Consider the following 16,295-nt stretch of genomic DNA (forward strand, 5'->3'; position numbering starts at 1 on the left):
CGGTGGCGCCGCCCGTGGTCTCGGCGCGCTCGACCGCGGCGCGCAGATGGCGGCCCAGGCCGTTGCCGTAGAAGATGTTGTCGCCCAGGACGAGCGCGCAGCTGTCGCCGCCGACGAACTCCTCGCCGATGATGAACGCCTGCGCCAGGCCGTCGGGCGAGGGCTGCTCTGCGTAGGACAGGCTCACGCCGTAGTCCGACCCGTCCTTGAGCAGGCGCTCGAAGTTGGGCAGGTCCTGGGGCGTCGAGATGATCAGGATCTCGCGGATGCCCGCCATCATGAGCACCGACAGCGGGTAGTAGATCATCGGCTTGTCGTACACGGGCAAGAGCTGCTTGCTCGTTACCGTGGTCAACGGGTACAGGCGCGTGCCCGACCCGCCTGCGAGTATGATGCCTTTCATGACCAAACCTCTTTCAATCGAAAACACATTTAGTATACCGCTTCAGCAAGCGTCGCCTATTTTTTCCACCGATTTGCCCACAAGCCAACCTATACCGAACCGCTGCTTAATCCAGACATCCACGCGAGCCCGACAAGCCCCTTAGCTCTCGTCTATAAGCTTCTTAATCTCTTGAACGAACGGAAAAAGATCGCGATTTGTCAGGTACCCCGGACGAACACGACCACAGGGCACTTCGCGTTCGAACGAGCTACACACCTCCTGCAGCGAAGCAGCTATTTCACCAGGAGTGGAACGAGCCAAAGAAACCACACTCTCACCAAAGTCCGACAGATCTTTCCCGGAATACTCATTCGTAATCACACGCACACCAAATGCCGCCATCTCGAGCGGCGGATAGCTCGGGTGCGGCGACACCATAAGAGAAATGCCCGCGTATGATTCAGCCAACAGCTGAGCATATTCCTCGATGGTCAGCTTTCCAACCGAGGTCAGGTAGCGACCATGCCCCAAATAAACCGGGGCATGCTGTTCCCCGGCGGAAACAATCTCCCACAAACCATGGTCCTCTTGGAGATCGATCCAACGACGGAGGGATTCTACGACAAGCTCGAAAGCATTTCTGTCAGTTCCGGGACGTCCGTACACCATGATCTGACGACGCTTCCCTACTTTTCCGCCAAGCTGGTCCAATCGCTCAAGAAGCGATCCATTCAAGAACGGATCAAAAACAAACGAGTGCTTAAACTCATATCCAAGAGAATCGAAATGGCCCTTCAACTCCCGTGAGTTAAAAACCGCGACAGTGGGAACAGGGCTCCTATACGTCGATTCGGCAAGCAAGTAACGCGACGACCAGGCGTAGAATCCAGGTTCGTAATCTTGGATAAGATATATCATCGGATTCTCAAGAAAACACCCATCCTGCTTCTTGAGTCGCTCACATTCATCCTGATAGCAATATGCAGACCACCAAGAAGTACACACGAACCAGTCCTTAGGAGAAGCGGGCACTGTTTTGCCATTTCTTCTCCCTATGGGCACAATCTGTAATCGCGCATCGCTTTCCTCATCCATTGAGACGAACTCGTACCCAGGAAAACGAGAAAGCGACTCCATGCGCGGTTCGCTATCAATCACAAGAATGCGAGCATCCGCCCCCGTTTCTGCCACCAGACGATCAAAGAAACTGAGCGCCGTCGCAATACCGCCATACACGTCCTCTGCATTAATCGAGGGGACGAGCAGGTTTACACGAGGACGATCGCTCGACACTCTTCTAAAGTTCATAGCACGCGTTTCGAGGATGTCCGTCGAATAACAATCGAGCGCCGCACGACGCAGCTTCTCCCTACGCGACACCGCCTTCGGAATGCACGAGCCGTAGTCCAAGTTTGAATTGTAATACGGATCACCCGCAGCAACATATCTACGATACATAGCTTTCGATAAGCTGAAATCAACTTCCGGAATATCCTTCGGGTCACGAGTTTTCGACTCGTAATGAGTCAGAACCACGCCGGGAAGGTACAGGTTTCGAAGACCATTGCGCTCTGCGCGAAGGCACAACTCCACGTCGCTTCCGCAAACGACAAAGTCTTCATTGAAGCCCCCGATGCGCTCCAAGGTATCCCTTGAAAACGCCATGCAAGCACCTGTCACAGCCGAAACATTACGTGCTACCATGGGCGAAATGAACGGATTACCGCAATGAACGGGAGCTGCACCCTTGTACACATGATCAGCCCAGCCGCCCATTCCCACAACAACACCCGCATGTTGAATGGTTTCATCAGGATAAAGCAAAAGACCCCCGACTATCCCGATGTCTTCGCGGATGCAATTCTCGACCAGCCGGTCGAGCCAGTCCGCAGATCTAATTACCACATCGTTGTTCAAACAGACAAAAACATCTCCGCTCGCTTCTTCAATCCCCTGATTGTTCAACTTCGACCAATTAAAACGATACGAAGCATCAATGACCGAAACGTTGCCGAATTCCTGTTCGAGCGAACGAAGGTAGGCATTTGTCTCCGGTAATTCCGAATTGTTGTCGAGAATCAGTATTTCATACGAAGGATACTCTGTTTTATCAAAAATACTCTCGACTGCAGCCTTCAGATCATCGACATGATCCTTCGTAGGGATAATAATAGAAACTTTTGGCTTGTCGCGCAATTCGTAACGCACGTCGTACACATATAACGAATCGGTTTCGCACGCACAGGCTTTGCCCTCCCCCAGCGTCCGATCCAAATGACTCTGAACAGCATGAAGGCCTGCCGTCTGCGCATACGGTTTCGAATCTGGGTTAGCAGCAGTAGACGTAGGCAATGCCCGCCACGAATAAAGGATCTCGGAAATATGCTCTATCCGACTCGAGCGTTCGACAAGACGTAGGAGCAGGTCGTAATCCTGGCTTCCGTCGAATTCCGGGCGAAACCTTCCGACCTCCTCGAACAAAGATCGCTTAAACCCAAGCAAATGCCCAACATACATCTGCGACAACAACAGATCAGGCGACCAGTCAGGCTTGTGCAGCACGGCGAGCCTCGTGCCATTCTCGTCCACGACATCATTGTCGCTATAGACAACATCCGCCTGCGTAGTCGATAGGCGAAGATAGAACTCCAGCAAAGCGTTCGGAGCAAGAAGATCATCATTATCGAGCAGCACCATGTAATCGCCGTCAGCCATTCGTGCTGCAGCATTCGTAGCATTCGATATACCACCATTGCGATCGAGCCGCATTACCTTCACTCTGTCGCTTTCAACCGAACGAAGGTAAGACATCACGGAATCGTCAGTAGAGCAATCGTCGACAATGCAAAGCTCCCAATTGCCGTACACCTGCTGTTCTACCGATTTCACAGCTTTCGAGAGCCAGCATACGTCGACATTATAGGTAGGCATAAGAACAGAGAACTTAATACCGCCGCCCGCGCTCCCCGGCTCGCCAAAAACAAGAGGAATTGACTCGTCCTCAAGAACAACTTCCTGATACAGACGCTCCCGAAGTCCCACAAAACCATATTTGCCCAAATATCCCAGAGCCTTGACGACGCTCTTTGGCTGCTTCACGGAAAGCCTGGCAAGGGTTTTTACTTTTTCGATTTTTCCCACCGACAATCACCTTTCAACGTCGCCATCGATATCCGAGAAGCAAAAGCCATCAAACCCCGACAGCGATAGAGAACACTCGAGCCATGTAAGCGATGTTCAGCGCGAGCAAACCATACACAAAAAGAAAGCCAGTCGGGACATCTATTGACACGTGCCGGCTTCTAGCCGCAACGAGAGCCATCGGGAGCAGGGGAAGGAAGTATCGACCCTGAACACCTTGAATAACCCTCTCGCTTACAAACGTCCATCCAACCGTCATCGACAACATCACAGCCAGCCAACCGGCTATAGCGAGGACCGCGAAAACGACGCGATGGACCCCCGGAACCAACGCACGATCATCTTCGCTCCTTTGGGCGGAAACGAGTAGCGCAAAAAATAGTGGCAGAGTAATGAACAACGGAGCGTGGATTTCGGACTGAAACCACCCTAGAGAGCCACCTACCAGAGTGTCCAAATAAAAGGGGCCCATGGCATCAAAAGTTCTCAAATAAAGAAGAACGGCATCGAGAGGATCGGACAACATGCCAGAGAGACTATAGAATGTCCCTTGCTCTTCCCCTCGAACATCCAGCCCGGCCGAAACGGAAGATCCCACATCAGCCATCTGAAGAAGCGTAGCCATCCGCGTACCCAAAACCGCGACAAGTGAGCAGGCTATCACGATCGACTTGTACAGCAATGCAGAGCGCCTCGAAGCAAAGCGCTTATTAGGGATAAACAATACCAGTAAAGCGATAACCGTGTACACAACCTTACAAGGAGCCAAAAGGGCGGCCACAATGACAAGGCCCACTTTATCATGGCGCTTCATCCGACCTTCGCCGTACAAAGCCCTGAAGCACAACGCCGTAAGCAAAAATGCCAGCCCTATGATGCCAGCATCGTATGAATATGATGACACTACATGCAGCGTCATCGGCAGCAAGCCCACAACCATCATCGTGTTTTTTCCAACAGGCGTGATACGAACTGCACAGTATGCCAATAAAGCAAACATCATCATATTGAAAAAGCGACCCAGATAAAACAACGGATAGCTTCCAAGATTAAGCAAGCTAGCTAACACGATCCCCAAAGCTGACGGCAACTTGATGTAAGGAGGATTCGCACCCCAGTCAAAAGCCGACCTGGGGGTGAAGGAGACATAATCAACCTGTCCAGCAAACAGGACAAAGTTACGTGCCATCATGTCGTACTTCTCATACCCCACCGTCTGAGACTCATCCATGGCCCGAAGGAGCTGGGCGTCATCTGCCCTCATCGGAAGATTATCCGAAGTAGGGCCTAAAAACAGAAGCTGGTCTGCCATTTTGTACGAAGCCTGAAAATGATAACTCTCATCGGGAACCGTGCCAGGCGCAAATACAAGCGAGTACAACAACCCGCAGCATATTATGCTCAGCAGAAAAAGCGTTTCAACCTTGAGCTTACCTTTGGAACGTAGAATCTGAGAAGCCGAATATACGACACAAACCAACCCAGCTGAGACAATCGCAAACGCAAGGGCAATACGAGAGTCACTGAAAGAAAAGCAGTACAAGGCATGAACCGCCAACGCAACGATAACTCCACCAAGCAGCATATCGGTCTTATGCATCTGAACAAAACGCATCAGCACTTTAGCCATCATCCCCGCCTCTAGAAAACCCTGCGTACTCCCGGCACGCCCTTTCAACCAAGAGCATCTCCGCCAAAAAAGGAATTGCTACCAGCTCCAGCAAAGTGCCATTCTCTCATACTAAACGTTAGCTACCGCCACCAAACAAACTTTTAACAAACCACTAACTAACCTGCATATCCCCCAATAAGGTAAGCAAGAATCGAGCACTGTCGTAAGTTTGAAACTACCCGCTAGAAAGACCCTTCCCTCAAGCCACGCCTCACCAACGCAATCAAATACAACGCCATGACCACGGCACCTATTCCATAGGACACAATCATGGTAAAGCTCACGCCATTCATGCCGAATGTGTTCACGAAAAAAAACGTGACCGGCAGCGCGACGACCGCAGATAGAATATTTCCGACAAAGCTCCCCTTAAAGCACCGAAGTGCAACGAGTAAATCGTTAAAAAACCACACGTAAGCCGAGACAATAGCGCTCATGATGATAGGGATCAGCAAGTACGTGTACGGCTCGATGCTCTGACCGAAGATAAGCGTCAGAAGCCAGGGGCCCAAAAACTCGAAACCGACGGCACAGATGGCTCCGATCGCCGCAACGCCAAGCACAACCTTGCAAAATGTGACAGCCAAATCCTTAGCCCTCTTTTCGGCGTACTGTTCGGAGAAAACGCTAAGCAAAGGGCTGTAGATATAACTCGCGCCCATCTGGATAATAGCAACAGGGGCGGCAACCGAAGCATAAATACCCAGCGCTGCCTCGCCCTGCGAAAATGACAAGAACTGGCGCGGAATCGAAGGGACAGCCGCACAAGCCACGGCAGCTATCACAATAGGAAAGCAATACCTGAGCAGATGCAGGGCTTTTTCTCGCGAGATCCCAACCTTCATCGACTCGAACCGACTCGAGCGGGGGTAATCATACAGCACGCCCACCAGAACCGTGACAACCGTCATCGAAACAAGCGCAAGCTCGAGACTCGACGTAGCTACAAACACCGAGCAAAATGCCGCAAGAGTGAAAAGACCCTGGATGATAAGGGACTTCCCGATGTAATCCATACGTCTGTTCACTTGATCGAGACCGTGGAGCACGTCAATCAAAAGCCCCGCGACCTTGTATACCGCATACAGCACAACAGCAAGAAGGCTCGACGTCGGGCAGGTCAATGCAGCATAGACGAGGCATCCAAGCAAAGCCGCCGAAGAAGTAACAATTCGGAACGCGAGGTATTCTCCGACGGAATTCTCACGCCTCACATCGGATACCTGGTAAGTGTACATACGGTAGATGGCAAGAGGAGAGAAGATATTGTACACCGCCATCGCAAGAGAGAGGGCACCTGCAGCTTCGTATCCGTCTGACAGGCGAACCACCAAAATGGTAATGAGCCATTGGCAAGCCAGATAGGTAATCGACCCACCGGAATTCCACAGCATGTTCTGCCTGATGGACAGGGGCTCCACCCCATTCTCGGCCATCGACCGACTTTCACGCCAATCACTGCTCATGCGATCCGTCGCCTCTCTAATAAGTGCGGCAAAAGTGAAATAGATCTACATGCTAAGGGGAAAGACCCCGTGCAACCCCCAAAAGCGACGGTCGAATTAGCCCTACGGCCCAAAAAGAAAGCATAAGCCCGCGAATCGAAGCCACAACACGAACCAATGCGTTTTCCAGGCACGACGACGTTCTCATCGGCGACCCTAAAAAAGAAGAGAACTGCAGGCTCACCCCAATACGACGTTAACCACTCGCGTTCGTTCTTGGATTCCTTGCGCGGCACGACGCCAAACAACATCCCGGCATCAAGGCAAGATACCGAATCACGCTTTCGACAGAGAGCATCGATTTCCATCGTAATTTCGAATTTGAGCCATTTCGCCCCATCGAGAGCAACCTCTCGCATAGACTGCTCCTTGCTCAACGATACACGGTCTTGCACAGCAAAACCGCCGGCAGATAGGCGAATGCAGCAATGATGGGATTGGGAGCATTTTTTACGCCGCTTTTCATGCCGCTTAGCTTACATCCAACCAAATAAAGGATGGAATTATAGAATTTTAGGTACAAGGTATCTGAATATTCGATATACATGCGCTTAAGAATCCGGTATCCGATAGGATTCCGCTTCGTGATTTCCCGAACGTTATGAGTATAGCCATCTTCAAGATACTCCCGAACGATGAACACTGAATCAACCACTCCGAGTGTATATTCGAGATCTATCTGGTGATATACATACGGCTCCGCCATGAACTTCTCGCCTTCCGCAACGAAAAACGGGTAGCGCCGCAGGATTTCGGTACGATAAACGAGTGCTGAATCCCCTCTATGCCCCTTCTTGTAGTACAGATCCCAAAAAGTGATAGTCCGTTCACCTTGTGGCATGCGCGTGCCAAGCGGAGTGCTCTCGTCACTGCCGCAAAGCCCCACCAATCCGGCGACCGAAGCATTCGCCCGGTAGACTTCCCATGCGTCCAAAATCACTTCGACTGCGCACGGCCCAAGCACATCGTCGGAATCCACGCAAAAGAACAGTTCACTCTCGCAGCACTCTACCCCGGTGTTATGCGCTCGCTGCTTTCCGCCGTTTTCCCGCTTGATGTATACCACCCTAAACGCAGATTCGGAAGAAAACCGCTCCACCAGAGAGCACGTCTCATCAGTGGACCCGTCATCGACAATGAGCCAGTAGAACCGTTGAGAAGTCTGGGCTTTCAAGCTTTCGAACAAAGCCTCCAGCATATAAGCTCGATTATAAGTAGGGGTAAATATACAGATGTCTTCCATTCCATAAATGATAACCAACGTCGCCGCTTTATTCAATAAGACGCCCGGATAATCCAAATACGCCTACACCACTTGACAGAAAAGTTGGCAAAAAGCAGCGAAGGTCAAAGTCGCTGGGGCACCCATTGGGCTCTGCCGAAAACCTTCAAGGATCTTCAAGGACTTAACGTGTTTTTCACCAGCTTCGCCACTTTGCTACTCCATATCGCTCCAACACGGTATACTTCAAAGCATGAATACCTCAGACACACATTTGAACAAGCAGCACCTGAAAGCTCTGGTAATCATCCCCGCGTACAACGAGCAAGAGAGCATTGTCTCGGTTGTAAATGATGTAATTGCCGCAGGATACGACTACATCGTTGTCAACGACGGATCAACGGACAAAACCAAATCCATATGCGAAGCAAATGGATTCAATATCCTGAACCTCCCCCAAAACCTCGGCATAGGCGGATGCGTCCAGGCGGGCCACAAATACGCACTGCGCAACGGCTATGACGTAGATATTCAATTCGATGGCGACGGACAGCACGATGCCGCCTTCATTTCGCATCTTGTCAGCCTCGTCGAAGCGGGATCTGACCTCGCTATCGGATCTCGCTTTGTAAACGACACTGACGGCTTTCAGTCGACCGCCCTTAGAAGGCTAGGCATTGTTTGGTTGTCTTTTTGGATAAGACTGTTCTCCGGCAGGCGCATAACCGACCCCACGTCAGGCTTTCGAGCCTCAAGCAGGAAAGCTTTGACACTGTTTTGCGAGAATTACCCAACCGACTATCCGGAACCCGAATCAATCATGCTCGCGATCAAGTCAGGACTGTCCGTCGACGAAGTTTCCGTCATCATGCATGAGCGCCAAGGTGGAAAATCATCCATCGGAGGACTTTCCAGCCTGTACTACATGATCAAAGTTTCACTCGCTATCTCAATTGTCAGCTTTTCGCACAAGCGTGCACGATCATAAAGGGAGAGGGTTTCGTGTTTGTTCTTCAGGTCGTTGCAATCATCTTGTGCATTGCCTTTTTTGCATACGTCATTCACCTCGTTGCACGAGAAAAGCTACTCCTCAAATACTCTTTGCTCTGGATGGCGCTCACGATTGCTATTTTACTATGCGCTTTGTTCCCGCTGCCTCTGTACCAAATCTCAGCCCTGCTAGGCTTCGAAACGCCCTCCAATTTCATCTTCTTTATTGGGTTGTTTTTCCTGCTGGCCATTTCACTTTCGCTCAGTTCGATTGCAAGCAAACAGGCAGGCATGATCAAGAACCTCGTGCAAGAGCAAGCATTGTTAATAAAGGAACTCAATAATAAAGACGAAAGCCCGCGAAACCCTTCCGACACTGACGCATCCTAAGCCAACATACGAAGAAGCTATTCGGATCATGAAGAAAACCTTCTGCATATTTTCCGCCCACTACCTTCCACACGTCGGAGGGGTAGAAAAATACACCCAGCATCTCGCTCGCGCACTGTCCGAACAAGGGAACCGCGTGATCATCGTTACTTCGAACGTGCACGATCTCCCCAATACAGAACTCCTTGAGCAAGAAATCGAAATAGTTCGCCTGCCCTGCTACAAGTTCCTCAATGGGAGATATCCAATCACGCGTCACAACAGCACCTATCGAAAGCTCGCGAACTATCTCCTCGAGCAAAACATCGACTACATAACCATCAACACTCGCTTCTACCGTCACAGTCTCGAAGGAGTAAAGTTAGCTGAGCTTAAGGGCATCCGACCAATCATCGTAGATCATGGATCCGCTCACCTAACCATGGGTAACAAGATAGTCGATCCCTTTGTTGCCATCGTTGAACACGCTGTCACCGAGCTGGTAAAGCGCCATTCTGCCGACTACTACGCCGTTTCCCAAGCGGGTATTGAATGGCTCCGGCATTTTGGCATCGAAGCATGCGGCGTGCTCAACAATTCCATTGATGCGCTAGCTTTTGCGGAAAGCGCTTCGCATCGATCATTTCGACGTGAAGCAAACCTGCCGAACAATGCGCTTGCTGTAACCTTTACCGGAAGATTGATCCCGGAAAAGGGTATACCCGCACTCGTAGAAGCAGCGCGTATGCTAGCCGACGAACCTTCGATTCATTTTTTTATTGCAGGAGAAGGCCCTCTTAAGGAAACCCTAACGAAAGAACCACTCTCAAACGTAACCTTCCTTGGACGTCTGGAAGCACGGGATATATCGGCTCTGCTTAAAGAGTCCGATATATTCTGCCTGCCCTCGCGCTCGGAAGGATTCTCAACCTCTCTATTAGAAGCAGCAGCCTGCAAGGCGGCGCCCCTTGTTACCAATGTAGGAGGCGTGCAGGAGCTTGTACCAAGCGATGCATTCGGAGTAATACTCCCTTCAGCAGACGGTAAAACGATTGCCGACGCAATACGCGATCTCAACCGAAATCGCGCTCGGTGCCGCGCCATGGGAGAAAGCATCAACAAGCTGGTAATAGATAAATTCTCTTGGAACGAAACAGCGCGCTTAACATCTCTTGCCTGCTCCACTGCGCAAGAGCGCAATGCAGAAGCACTTCATGAAACACTCTAAAGAAACCACGTAGGAGACAAGTATGGACAACTCAGAAGCATTGAAAAAACTTCAGGGTATCGAGCTTGAAATCCTGCTCGTGCTAAAAGACTTTTGCCTTCAGCACGATATCGCATGGTTTCTCGACGGCGGTACAGCACTTGGGGCAGCGCGCCACCGAGGCTTCATCCCTTGGGACGACGACATCGACGTCGGCATGATCCGCGAAGACTACGATCGTTTCGTATCCCTTGCAAAAACCAGGCTTCCAGCAGGCTTTTCTTTCCACGATGGGTCCAACACCCCCGGTTATGCCGCCATGTTTGCCAAGGTTTATAAAGACGGGACAAAATACTACACCGAAGAAACTATAGAAGCGGGATGCGACCAGGGAATTTTCGTTGATGTTTTCCCCTACGACCGGCTCGAAAACACTCTTGACCTCAGAAAAAAACAAATTCGTAACGCCCGAATATGGCAATCGATTCTTTACCTATATTACACTGGAAAAATCGTTGTACCGCACAAGGGATTGCTAGGTGCAGCAGAGAGGGGCATGTGCAAAACCGCTCATCTCATTGTATCGAAACTCTGCAACCCGAACTCGATTCGAAAGAACTTCGAACGATCCATCCTTTTTGGGGAAGGAGATTCGTCGTCTCTGTACCTCTCTCTTCCATGGCCTAATGTTCCCGGATTCAGAAGAAGCGACCTGCTCCCCGCAACCATGCTCCCCTTCGAGAAACACGAGTTCCCTGCGCCCGCACTGTGGAAAAAGTTCCTGGAAGCCACTTATGGAAATTGGGAGCAACTTCCATCTGTAGAAGACAGGCACACGCATCTACCTAAATATCTTGATTTCGGAGACGGTACATCTTGGTCAGCTGAATAAAAGCCGCGTCGCACGCCCCTCTCGAGTACGACAAATCACCCAACCGATATCCCTTTGCTGCAAGCCAGACCCATCGACAACACCCGACAAGAAGATAGCCTCGGAATGATATTTCGACTGGACGTTGCCGAACTTCGCATACATCACGCATCCAGCCATGCATATCGAGTCAATACCGATCTCCAGTTGACCGAGCAAGAGTCAATCGAGCAAAAGCGGTTCCATGGCATTGCATTACGCATATTCGCCGAACAGCTTGCATAACGGACTTACATCTCTCACCGATCTTACGCAACGCGCTGCCCATGCAACCATGTGCAGCGCTCAAACCTGCTAAACTAATTCTAATGAAATAAGTAGTTGCATTGGCGCCAAAGCAAGGAGGTCATTATGAAACGAGCAATCGCCTCTTCACCACCCGAAGTGCAGTTCATGCGAACAGGTATTTTTCGTATGCTGGTCGTTCTTTTTGGCACTGCGGTTCTGCTTTCAATAATCTCTTTCGCCGAGCCCTCGTACGCAAATACCGAAAACCGCTCCGCTATCACGACACAAGATTCACTTCAGAATGACACCGTCGAACGAATTGAAGAAAGCAATTCCAATAGCGAGAAACAGGCAGACAAGCCAGCAAGGATTCCCGATCAGTCACTCCCAAACATAGTCAGCGACGAAAGAACCTCGCAAAAAGATGATTCATTAGATAAGGGAAATAACGGTAACACCGAAGACGGCGATCAAGCCGCTCAAACCCCCGCAAATCCCTCGGAACCCATAGAAAAGGGGCTAGCATTCCATGCAAGCGACACCTCCCCTCACTTAACCGCCTTCCTCGACGGTAAAGAAACTGCTCAGTCTGGATGGGTATTCCACGAAGGCTTTTGGTATTGGTTCAACAAGAGCCCGTATGCCGCTGAGAATTCCTGGATCAAAACAGGTGGCGGCTGGTATTACCTGGATGAGACCGGGGAAATGAAAACAGGCGCGTTCTCAGACGGCAACCGCACCTATCTATCCGATCCTAGCGGACGAATGCTGAGCGACGGATGGCATCGTTCCGGCGGCGTTTGGTACTGGCTTGAATCCAGCGGAGCTGCAAAAACCGGATGGCTCCACGACAGGGGCGCCTGGTACTGGCTCGATCCCGAGTCCGGCGCGATGGCCACCGGCTGGTACCGGGACGGCGCCGTCTGGTACTACTCGGACGGGTCGGGGGCCATGCTGGCGAACCGCTGGCTCAAGCAGGGCGGTACGTGGTACTACCTGAACCCCTCGGGAGCCATGCGCACCGGATGGCTCCACGACAAGGGTGCCTGGTACTGGCTCGACCGCTCGTCCGGGGCCATGGCCACAGGGTTCGTGGACGACGGCGGAACGGCGTACTACTGCGACGGGTCCGGGCGCATGGCTGCGAACCGTTGGCTCGGCAGTACGAAGAGCGGTTGGTGCTGGGCTCAAGCTAGCGGCGCCCTTGCAACAGGCTGGGGATACCTGTCGGGAAAATGGTATTACTTTGATCCAGCTAGTCCTCAGCATCGTGCAAAGACAGGCCTGTACAGCGTTGGAGACAGCCAATGCTTCTCTGACGCCGACGGCGCATTGTACATGAATCGCTGGGTAAACATCAATGCGGACGAACGCCGATACGCAAATAATCAAGGTTACTTGGAAGGGCGACAGCTCAGGAATTCGTCAGGAGCATTCTCGTTCGTCGACGCCGAGGGCAATCCCCTTTCCGGTTGGCAGGTCATCGGAGGCCAGCATTTCTATGCGCATCCTGACACCGGCGAAATGGCAACCGGGTGGCTCAAGCTTGACAATACCTGGTACTACCTGAATTCCCAAGGAATACGGCAAACCGGCTGGGTGAAGCTCGATGGCACCTGGTTCCTACTCGGCTCCGACGGAGCAATGAAAACGGGTTGGCAGAAGCTGGGGGGCACTTGGTATTACCTGCATGACTCAGGCGCCATGGCAACCGGGTGGCTGAAGCTCAGCGACACCTGGTATTACCTCGAATCAAGCGGAGCGATGGCAACTGGATGGAGAACGATCGGGGGCATAAGCTATTACTTCGATTCAAGTGGGGCTTGGGTTTCCTCCGACGCCCGCATGACCAACCTCGCTCAGCAATTTCATAGCAACACGCCTTGGCTTATCATGATCGACACGACGAATTGCATGCTTGGCGTTTTCAAGGGATCGGCGGGAAACTGGACTTCGGTATCGTCTTGGCCCTGCAGTCCTGGCAAGGCATCAACCCCTACGGTTCTTGGAGAATACACCGTCGGCCTAAAGGGCTACTCGTTCGGCAGCGGCTTCACCTGTTATTGGTGGACTCAGTTCTACGGCGATTATCTTATTCATTCAGAAGTGTACTATCAAAACACGTTCACCTGGATGGAAGGGACTATGGGCGTTCCGGGTTCTCACGGATGCATACGGCTACCTATCGATCAAGCAAAATGGATTTACGACAACATCCCCACCGGAACCAAAGTGTACACGTATCGCTAGGGAGCTTCTTAAAGGCGCCATTGCGATTCGATTCGTCCCCTTAACGAAATACTTGCAAAATCAAAGGCCTCCCGCTCAAAAACGGGAGGCCTTTGATTTTCTTACGACAAGATTCTCTGAACCGCAGTAGTGGAAGCGCCCTTCGATGCAAGAGGCACGTACTGACAACGCCCTCCAAACGTAGGCTCTTCGTAAATCATACCGCCGCCTGCGTACAAAACGACGTGCTCGGGAAGCATCGGATTGTAGTTCGGCCACGCGCCGTAGTACATAAGAATGATGTCTCCTGGCTGGGCATCGCCGAACACCCTTACACCGCTATGCATCTGGTCATACGTCTCGAACCCGATATCAATTCCCAGCTGCTTATACAAGTACCAAGTAAACGAAGCGCAATCCATACCGCCATCTTGCGGATACACGCCAAGCCACACATAAGGAACGCCCAGGAGAGACCGAGCTGTACGCATGATGATATCAATACCTGCTTGACGGTCATGACGCCCAGATCCATTCATATACCAGTACGTGCCATCGGAGATCTTCACGCTGGAATTAGCCACCATGGCCCCGTTACCTTGAAGATAGTACCAATCCCCACCTTCCTGAAGCCACCCTGTTTGCATCGCTCCAGTCGCAGGGTCAAGATAGTACCAAACTCCATCCACATAAGCCCAGCCAGTTCTCATGACCCCATTCGAGGGGTCCAAATAATACCAAACTCCAGAAACGCTAGTCCAACCAACTTGCCTAATACCGGCATCGTCTGCATAATAACGCATTCCATCTGCTTCGAACCATCCAGTCCGAAGGACGCCCGCCTCTGCCGGATCAAAGTAGAATAGCTTTCCAGCAACCGTCCGCCAACCAGTCTGACCGTCAGAGCAAACGATACGGTTCTGATCGTCATATTCTCCAACAAGAGCAACTTCCCCCGACGCGTCGATAAAACCACAGGCGCCATTACCCAACGACACCCATACATTATTGATCATTGCACCGCTGCTCGAGAAAAAGTACTGCCTACCGTCGATAGTCCGTTCACCAACTGCCATCGCGCCAGTCTCAGGATCCAACCAATAGCGAGCAGATCCTTCCTGGAACCAACCCGTGCGAACAGCACCCGATTCACTTAGCGCGTACCACACGCCGTCCTTGTTGAGCCAACGGTTCGAAAGCATGCGCCCGGACCCGTCGCAGTAGTACGCCGTTCCGCCGTCGTCCACGAACCCTGTGGCCATGGCCCCGGACGAGCGGTCGAACCAGTACCAGGCACCCTTGTCGTGGAGCCATCCGGTGCGCATGGCTCCCGAGGGGTTCAGGTAGTGCCACGTACCGCCCTGCTTGAGCCAGCGGTTCGCCAGCATGGCCCCCGACCCGTCCGAGTAGTACCAGACGGCGCCGTCCCGGTACCAGCCGGTGGCCATCGCGCCGGACTCGGGATCGAGCCAGTACCAGGTGTTGCCTTGTTTAAGCCAACCCGTGCGAAGCGAACCAGATGGGGCTAGATAATACCAAGCCCCCCTCCCGTCGCGCATCCAGCCATTGCCCGTAAGGAGCGCTCCGTTTTGATGAGCGTGGTAAAGCGTCGATCCCACTCGATAAGTCCCGGAAAGCATCGCACCGCCCTGAGCTGGGTCAAGATAATACCAAGCTCCATCCAGCTTCAACCAACCAGTCTCAATCTTGCCAGATGCGGTTGCGTAATACCATACGCCTTCTACCAGCGCCCATCCTTTGTCATAGAGCGCGCCATCCGCTTCAAAATAATAAACTTCGCCCTGAAGAGAAACGAAACCACGAGCTGCAGCGTTGCCGTTAGCAGGGTCAAAATAGTAACGTTTCCCCTGGTTGGAAAACCATCCGCTGACAAGATCACCCTGATCGTCAGCATAGTACTTCATCCCGTCAACTTCATTCCAGCCAGGAACATAGAGAGTGCTGGGAGTTTCATCCTTGATCTCATCTAGTGAATCATTTGCCTCGTTCTCGGGAGATTCATTTTCATGGATAACAGCACTTCCATCATCCCCTGCAAAAGCAACCGTTGGATACAAAGCGCTTAGGAATAAAGAGGCCATCGCGAGACAAAACGCCGACACCACAATAGATATCCGAAAGCAAACTGGATTAGCTTTTAGCATGCCATTAGCCTTTCATGACAGTTCATTTAACTTTCCAAAGTTTAGCATACGGATAACTATTAAAGTAAAATCCCCGGCGGACGGAACCCGAAGGTCGCGCAAAGCGTCGCAGAGCCGGGCCTTCGCGCGCCCCGCGCGCACCCAGCACCCCCCCCCCGAACGCGAAGAGGGCCCCGGAGCCTCTCCCGGCTCCGGGGCCCTCCTGCTCGGAAACGCCGAGCGCCCTGCGCGAGCGCGACGTCCTATCCTCC

11 protein-coding genes are annotated in these 16,295 nt (G+C 52.0%); 5 read left to right on the forward strand and 6 right to left on the reverse strand.

Translation table 11 applies throughout. From position 1 onward, the window contains the following. From DMP08_RS11905 to DMP08_RS11930, 5 genes are all read right to left on the reverse strand, one after another. The coding region (locus tag DMP08_RS11905; protein WP_153071024.1) for a sugar nucleotidyltransferase at window positions 1–403 on the reverse strand (403 nt) is incomplete at its 3' end. Window positions 404–544: 141 nt separating this feature from the next. Next, entirely contained in the window at window positions 545–3,526 is a 2,982-nt protein-coding gene (locus tag DMP08_RS11910; protein WP_211328437.1) for a rhamnosyltransferase WsaF family glycosyltransferase, read from the reverse strand. A 49-nt stretch (window positions 3,527–3,575) separates the two neighbouring features. Next, a complete protein-coding gene (locus tag DMP08_RS11915; protein ID WP_244596978.1) occupies window positions 3,576–5,156 on the reverse strand; it encodes a DUF2142 domain-containing protein in 1,581 nt (526 codons plus the stop codon). A 224-nt stretch (window positions 5,157–5,380) separates the two neighbouring features. Continuing rightward, entirely contained in the window at window positions 5,381–6,664 is a 1,284-nt protein-coding gene (locus DMP08_RS11920) for a lipopolysaccharide biosynthesis protein (protein WP_244596979.1), read from the reverse strand. Window positions 6,665–7,076: 412 nt separating this feature from the next. Then, window positions 7,077–7,964 (reverse strand): glycosyltransferase family 2 protein, encoded by an 888-nt coding sequence (locus DMP08_RS11930; protein WP_244596981.1) that lies wholly within the window; start codon window positions 7,962–7,964, stop codon window positions 7,077–7,079. A 214-nt stretch (window positions 7,965–8,178) separates the two neighbouring features. Between DMP08_RS11930 and DMP08_RS11935 the strand changes: the two genes are divergently transcribed. The 5 genes from DMP08_RS11935 to DMP08_RS12760 all read left to right on the forward strand — a co-directional run bounded on the left by DMP08_RS11935 (window position 8,179) and on the right by DMP08_RS12760 (window position 13,900). Beyond that, entirely contained in the window at window positions 8,179–8,913 is a 735-nt protein-coding gene (locus DMP08_RS11935) for a glycosyltransferase family 2 protein (RefSeq protein ID WP_123193098.1), read from the forward strand. Between the two features lie 14 nt (window positions 8,914–8,927). Next, entirely contained in the window at window positions 8,928–9,305 is a 378-nt protein-coding gene (locus tag DMP08_RS11940) for a DUF2304 domain-containing protein (protein WP_114567735.1), read from the forward strand. A gap of 28 nt (window positions 9,306–9,333) precedes the next feature. Beyond that, window positions 9,334–10,512, forward strand: a complete 1,179-nt coding sequence (locus DMP08_RS11945) for a glycosyltransferase family 4 protein (RefSeq protein ID WP_123193099.1) — start codon at window positions 9,334–9,336, stop codon at window positions 10,510–10,512. Between the two features lie 22 nt (window positions 10,513–10,534). Further along, the gene (locus DMP08_RS11950) at window positions 10,535–11,383 is read left to right on the forward strand and encodes a LicD family protein (protein ID WP_123193100.1); all 849 of its coding nucleotides are present in this window, start codon (window positions 10,535–10,537) and stop codon (window positions 11,381–11,383) included. Between the two features lie 390 nt (window positions 11,384–11,773). Beyond that, complete coding sequence (locus DMP08_RS12760) at window positions 11,774–13,900, forward strand: L,D-transpeptidase family protein (protein ID WP_123193101.1); 2,127 nt, start codon at window positions 11,774–11,776, stop codon at window positions 13,898–13,900. Window positions 13,901–14,001: 101 nt separating this feature from the next. On the opposite strand, the gene DMP08_RS11960 is transcribed toward DMP08_RS12760, so the two are convergent. Then, window positions 14,002–16,044 (reverse strand): NlpC/P60 family protein, encoded by a 2,043-nt coding sequence (locus tag DMP08_RS11960; RefSeq protein ID WP_244596983.1) that lies wholly within the window; start codon window positions 16,042–16,044, stop codon window positions 14,002–14,004. Window positions 16,045–16,295: the final 251 nt, after the last annotated feature.

Origin of the sequence: Paraeggerthella hongkongensis (assembly GCF_003726035.1) — a bacterium.
Lineage (GTDB): Bacteria > Actinomycetota > Coriobacteriia > Coriobacteriales > Eggerthellaceae > Paraeggerthella > Paraeggerthella hongkongensis.